The sequence below is a fragment of the Pseudomonas sp. CM27 genome (assembly GCF_013179515.1).
In the GTDB taxonomy this organism is placed as follows: Bacteria; Pseudomonadota; Gammaproteobacteria; order Pseudomonadales; family Pseudomonadaceae; genus Aquipseudomonas.
On record NZ_JABMCN010000311.1, the window covers coordinates 1 to 6168 of the forward strand.

The window sequence follows — 6168 nt, forward strand, 5'->3', positions numbered from 1 at the left end:
ACAGCGGAAAACTGTTCCAGCAGCTCTTTCGGAACCTTTGGTAACTCTCGGAGCGGTTTTTTTTTGGTTGGCATACATGCACCTCTTACTCATGTTATGCCCGAACACAAAATTTCTGACACCCTCGTAGCGCCAGGGAGATCGAGCGCCGCCCGCGCGGCGCTCGATCTCACAGGCGCTGAAGATACCAAGGCATACACCTGTCAGCCCTGATGCAACCTCCCAGAGGCCACCCCCCACATGGCCTGCGCTACCCCACCGGGGCAATACCTTCAGACCCGCTTCGAACAACGCCACAACCGCCCGATATCACAAGCCCGTGCCTGCAACAGCTCCCCAGCATTGGCACACGCGTGCTCCAGGCTCATCGGACCACTTGCCAGGGCAAAGGCCGCATCTATCCCATGGGCATACAGGGCCTGATAGCCCTTACCCAAGGTCCCGGCCAGTACCACCACCGGCACACCATGGCGCTTGGCAACCCGGGCTACCCCCATTGGCGTCTTGCCGCGCAAGGTCTGCGCATCGAAGCGCCCTTCGCCAGTCACCACCAGATCAGCGCCTTGTACCAGCGCATCGAGACCGGCCAGTTCAGCCACTACCTCTACCCCCGGGCGGAACTGTGCACCCATGAATGCCCGGGCCGCAAAACCCATGCCGCCGGCAGCACCGCAGCCAGGGTAGTCACGCATATCCTCGCCCAGCAGCTGCGCACAATGGTCGGCAAAATGCCCCAGGGCATGGTCGAGCGCATCAACCTGCTGCGGATTCGCACCCTTCTGTGGGCCGAAAATGGCCGATGCACCATTGGCCCCACACAGTGGGTTATCGACGTCGGCAGCCACTTCAAACTGCACCTCGGCCAGGCGCGGGTCGAGGTCGCTGGCATCGATGCGGGCCAGCCTGGCCAAGGCCAGGCCGCCCTCTTCCAGCGTTTGCCCTTCGGCATCCAGCAGGCGCAAGCCCAGCGCCCGCAACATGCCGCTGCCGGCATCGTTGGTGGCGCTGCCGCCGATGGCCAGCACCACCCGCTGCGCGCCGGCGGCCAGGGCGGCGGCAATCAGCTCGCCGGTGCCCCAGGTGCTGCTGCGGCAGGCGTCGCGCTGGCTGGTTGGCACCAGCTGCAGGCCACTGGCCTGGGCCATTTCGATGATTGCCGTGCGGCTTTGCGGCAACCAGCCCCAGCCGGCTTCGACACTTTGCCCCTGCGGGCCGCGTACGGCCTGGCGGCGCAGTTCGCCGTGGCTGGCAGCAAGTATCGCCTCCATGGTGCCTTCCCCGCCATCGGCCATCGGGCACTCGACCAGCTCGGCCTGCGGCCAGGCCTCGGCCAGGCCGGCGGCGATGGCGCGGGCGACACCGGCAGCGTCGAGGCTGTCCTTGAACGAGTCGGGGGCAATGACGATTTTCATGGGGATTCTCCTGTCCTGATGAGCGGCATGCTGACAGTTGTGCGCCTGAGGGGCCTCGGTCAAATGCACAAAACGCGGGACGGGTTGTTTGGGCAGATGCATTTGTGCCTGCTTCGGGGCTATTTGCGGCAGGCCAGCTGCCGCCGACGCCCGCCGCAGCTCACCCCATCACCCAGCCGGCAACAACTGCAACCCCAGATACAAGCTGAGCATGCCTTCCATGCGCAACGGATCAACCTCGCCCAGTTCGGCAATCCGCTCCAGCCGGTAACGCAGGCTGTTGCGATGTATGCCAAGGGCATCGGCACACGCCTGGCTCTGGCCGTCATGCGCGCACCAGGTGCGCAGGGTGGTCAGCAACTGGCCGCTGCCGTCCTTGGCGCGGATGCGCTGCAACGGTTCCAGCAGCTCATCTAGCGCATCATCGTTGCGGTGCCGCCACAACATGGCCGGCAACCGGTAGCGCTGCAGGCTGAGCAACCGTTCGCCGGGCAGTACCTCGCGCCCGTATGCCAGCAAGTCACGCACCCGGCGATAACCTCGGCGCAGTTGCTCCAGGCTTTGCGCAGCACTGCCCACGGCGAGCCGCTCCACTTCCCAGCCATGGCGTTGCAGGCGCTCGAGCAGGCGGGGCTCGTCCAGCGCCGCGCCGGCCGGGCGACACCACAGCAACGACTGGCGAGCCGGGCTGACACACCAACTGTCCGGGTAACGGCTCATCAACCATGCCGACAGCGCCTCGGCGGGAGGGCCCGAGGCCAGTTCAAAAAGGCACGGTACCCGCGGCAACTGGGGTTTCAGGCCCAGTTGCCGGGCTTCATCGAGCAGCCGTGGGGAGTCGCCGCTGCCGCCGAGCAACAGCGCCAGCAGGTCGTCACAGCGCTGCCGACGCCATTGCTGGTCGGCCTGCAAATGGCGCTGGGCCAGCAGCATTTCAGCGGTCATGCGCACCAGCTCGCCATAGGTACGCACCTGTTGCGGCTCACCGGTCAGGCCCAGTACACCCATCAGCCGGCCATCGAGCATCAGCGGCAGATTTACCCCCGGCTGCACGCCCTTCAGGCATTTGGCCGCGTCGCTGTCCAGCTCGACGATCCTGCCGTTGGCCAACACCAGTTGCGCGCCTTCATGGCGGGTGTTGATGCGCTCCGGTTCGCCACTGCCCAGGATCAAGCCCTGGCTGTCCATCACGTTGACGTTGCACGGCAAGATCGCCATGGCCCGGTCAACGATATCCTGTGCCAGGTCATGGTCGAGTTCGAACATTGCAGGGTCCTTAGGGGTGTTAGGCTTTTGGGCCCGGGCACAGCAGGCTGGCCCAAGCGCTGTGCAAAAGCACAAAGACAGGTACGCCGCCGTCCCCGAGACTCGTCAGGGCGAGCGCCGAAACAGGCGACGCGGCGACAACCATAACAACAGAGAACCCGATCATGGCACACAGCCCCGCCCCTGACCAAGGCACGGACTCCACCCGCAACGCGCTGTACCGGCGCATCACCCTGCGGCTGATTCCGTTCATTTTCATCTGCTACCTGTTCAACTACCTTGACCGCGTCAACGTCGGCTTTGCCAAGCTGCAGATGCTCGACGCGCTGAAGTTCAGCGAAACGGTGTACGGCCTGGGGGCCGGCATCTTCTTCATCGGCTACGTGCTCTGCGGCTTGCCGAGCAACCTGGCGCTCAACCGCTTCGGACCGCGGCGCTGGATTGCGCTGATGATGATCGCCTGGGGCAGCCTCTCCACCTGCCTGCTGTTCGTCACCACGCCCACCGAGTTCTACACCCTGCGGCTGCTCACCGGCGCTGCCGAATCCGGCTTCTTCCCGGGCGTGGTGCTGTACCTTTCGCGCTGGTTCCCGGCTGCCCGCCGTGGTCGCATCATGGCCCTGTTCATGTCGGCGATCCCGGTGTCCGGCCTGCTTGGCGGGCCGTTCTCGGGCTGGATCCTGCAGCACTTCGCTGCAGGCCAGCACGGCCTGGCCGGCTGGCAATGGATGTTCCTGATCCAGGGCCTGCCCACCGTTGCCCTTGGCGTGCTGGCCGTGTTCCTGCTCAGCGACGGCTACCAGAAAGCCGCCTGGCTGAGCCCGGCAGAACGCCAGATGATCGCCAGCGACCTGCAGGCCGATGCCGCCGGCAAGCCCGGCACCAGCGGGGACCGCGTGCTGGCCGTGCTGACCAACCCGCTGATCTGGGCCTTCGGTTTCGTCTACTTCTGCATCCAGAGCGGCGTATACGCGATCAACTTCTGGCTGCCCTCGATCATCAAGAGCATGGGCTTCGACAACCCGCTGCTGATCGGCTGGCTCAGCGCCATCCCGTACCTGCTGGCCGGTGTGTTCATGATCCTCTGCGGGCGCTCGGCTGACCTGCGCAACGAACGGCGCTGGCACCTGGTGGTGCCGATGCTGATGGGTGCCATCGGCCTGCTGATTGCGGTCAACTTCGCCGGCAACCCTGCCATCGCCATCCTCGGCCTGTCGATCGCCACCATGGGTGCCCTTACCGGCCTGCCGATGTTCTGGCCTATGCCCACTGCGCTGCTCAGCGCCGGTGCAGCGGTGGCGGGCCTGGCGATCATCAACTCGGTGGGCCAGATGGCGGGCTTCCTCAGCCCGTACCTGGTGGGGTTCATCAAGGACCAGACCGGTTCCACCGATGCCGCGCTGTACTCGCTGGCGGCGCTGATCGTGGTCGGTAGCCTGGTGGCCTTGCGCATCACCCGTGCGGGTGCGTTGAGTTCTGCAAAAGCCAGTTGAACTCATTCGGGGGTAAATCGGAGCGGCGGTGCGCGATTCGATTTACCCGCGAAGAGGTCCGCCCAGGCCACATAAAAGAAACATCCCCGCCGCTCGTCAGCCTGACATTGTCGCTAAACGGTGCTGACCATTACCTCCAACAGCTCTTTAGTTGCCGGCATGTTCCGGAGGTTGCGCATTTCATCGGGCAGTTCAATGCGAACAATGCCCGATTCCCTTGCGCGTAGCATATTCACACCGAACATTTCCTGCGCCACCTCACTCGCAATCTGCGCGTAGCTGATGTTGTACTGCGAGATGTCTGCGAGTGTACGCTTCGAGGAACTCCAGGCCTGCATCGCCCGCCCTGTCATGCCCGATGCACCAGTTCCCAGCCGCGTCCCCGACGAAAACATCGAAGACAATGACGATTGCGCTTGCCAAGCCGCTACGATTCCGGTTGGCGTGCCCAGGATCACACTGGCCACCCCCGATACCGTTGCAATTGAATTGCCGGCGCGAGCCAGCTTAGGGTATTCGGGAATACGCGTGGGAAAGGCGAGGTACTGCTCTGCTGTCATATTCAACTGCGCGGCATGAACTGACCTTTTGATAATGGGTGTAGCAACCTTGAGCCCTGACATGCCGGTGTTTATCAACCCAGTGAAGCCACTGAAGAACTGCTGCAGGGTACGCACAAAATCATGACCGCTTCTGTCGACATGGTTTACGGGGTCGTCCTGACAGTAGGCATAGCTGTTCAGTCCTCCTTTACCAAAGGGGCTAAATGAGTCAGCGCTGCAGAATCTCATCAAATTCGAACGATACAAGCGCTGGCCATTTCCAGGCAGATAGCCCCCCGTGGCAATGTCTCGCCACTCGCCGACAAAGCCCAAAGCAGCGTTGCTCCGCGGGTTGAACCCATACGCAGTGTGAGGCGTGGCGCCCATTACCGACTGTTGTATATCCACTGTGAGTAGCATGCCGGCTCCTGATAGCGGCGCTCAGTGAAAGGATGGGCAAACGCGGGGCATACTGAAACTGATAAAAATGCCAGTTGCACATACACCACTCCGATCGTCAGATAGGTGCACTTACTCCCGACCCCAGGCGTCAAATGGTTGCAAAGGCCCCCTTTGGAGAAGCCCGATGACCCAGCACGCCGTCGCCCGCCTGGCCCAGCTCGATCAACACCGTCCCCTACGCGTACAAGCCGGCAACGAAGAACTGATCCTGATCCGCCAAGGCGACCAGGTGCATGCCTACCAGGCCACCTGTCCGCATGCGGGCGCCCCGCTCGATGAAGGTGTGGTCTGCGCTGGCCTGCTGGTGTGCCCTTGGCACAAAGCTGCGTTCGCCGTTGACGACGGTGTGGTCTGCGAGCCACCTGCCCTGGCTGACCTGCGGCGTTACAAGGCCTGGGTGAAGGGCGACGAAGTCTGGGTCGAAGATCAACCCCTGCCCGTGATCGAGCCGCCCAGGCACAGCGATGCCCGCTGTTTCGTCGTGGTCGGCGCCGGTGCCGCCGGCAGCGCCGCAGTTGCCACCCTGCTGTCCCACGGCTTTGCGGGCCGGCTGCTGTGGATCGACCAGGAGCGCCAGCCAGCGTACGACCGCACCGCCCTGAGCAAATTCGTGATTGCCGGGGAGATGCCCGCCGACGAAGTGCCCGCATTGCTCGAAGCCGACGCCCTGCGCAAAGGCCATCTGGAACGCAAGCACGGCAAGGTGCGCACCCTGAACAGCCAAAAACGCCAACTCACCCTCGCCGACGGCCAGCAGTTCGACTATGACGCCTGCCTGCTGGCCACAGGTGGCAAAGCAATCCGCCCCGACATTCCGGGTGTCGACCTGCCTGGGGTATTCACCCTGCGCTCAAGGGAGGATGCCGCGCAGTTGCTCGACGCGGCCGAACCTGGCCAGCCAGTGGTGATCGTCGGCGACGGTTTCATCGGGCTGGAAGCCGCCTCGGCGCTGCGTAAGTACGGCGTACACGTACACGTGGTCACACGCCATGA

At 63.7% G+C, this 6168-nt stretch carries 5 protein-coding genes; 2 read left to right on the plus strand and 3 right to left on the minus strand.

Annotated elements, in window-relative coordinates:
- Window positions 1-272: 272 nt before the first annotated feature.
- Both HP547_RS26420 and HP547_RS26425 read right to left on the minus strand, forming a co-directional pair.
- Window positions 273-1412, minus strand: a complete 1140-nt coding sequence (locus HP547_RS26420) for a glycerate kinase (RefSeq protein ID WP_172227475.1) — start codon at window positions 1410-1412, stop codon at window positions 273-275.
- Window positions 1413-1580: 168 nt separating this feature from the next.
- The gene (locus tag HP547_RS26425; protein WP_172227473.1) at window positions 1581-2678 is read right to left on the minus strand and encodes a sugar diacid recognition domain-containing protein; all 1098 of its coding nucleotides are present in this window, start codon (window positions 2676-2678) and stop codon (window positions 1581-1583) included.
- Between the two features lie 164 nt (window positions 2679-2842).
- Here HP547_RS26425 and HP547_RS26430 point away from each other — a divergent pair, with 164 nt between their 5' ends.
- Window positions 2843-4171 (plus strand): MFS transporter, encoded by a 1329-nt coding sequence (locus tag HP547_RS26430; RefSeq protein WP_172288364.1) that lies wholly within the window; start codon window positions 2843-2845, stop codon window positions 4169-4171.
- A gap of 113 nt (window positions 4172-4284) precedes the next feature.
- Here the strand turns inward: HP547_RS26430 and HP547_RS26435 are convergent, their stop codons facing one another.
- The gene (locus HP547_RS26435; protein WP_172288366.1) at window positions 4285-5133 is read right to left on the minus strand and encodes an RHS repeat-associated core domain-containing protein; all 849 of its coding nucleotides are present in this window, start codon (window positions 5131-5133) and stop codon (window positions 4285-4287) included.
- Between the two features lie 166 nt (window positions 5134-5299).
- On the opposite strand from HP547_RS26435, the gene HP547_RS26440 reads away from it, so the two are divergent.
- On the plus strand, window positions 5300-6168 hold an 869-nt coding region (locus tag HP547_RS26440), incomplete at its 3' end, for an FAD-dependent oxidoreductase (RefSeq protein WP_172288368.1).

Excerpts from the sequence above, each read along its gene's own strand:
- HP547_RS26420 (WP_172227475.1), bottom strand. The coding sequence starts at position 1,412 with ATGAAAATCGTCATTGCCCCCGACTCGTTCAAGGACAGCCTCGACGCT.
- HP547_RS26425 (WP_172227473.1), bottom strand. The coding sequence starts at position 2,678 with ATGTTCGAACTCGACCATGACCTGGCACAGGATATCGTTGACCGGGCC.
- HP547_RS26430 (WP_172288364.1), top strand. The coding sequence starts at position 2,843 with ATGGCACACAGCCCCGCCCCTGACCAAGGCACGGACTCCACCCGCAAC.
- HP547_RS26435 (WP_172288366.1), bottom strand. The coding sequence starts at position 5,133 with ATGCTACTCACAGTGGATATACAACAGTCGGTAATGGGCGCCACGCCT.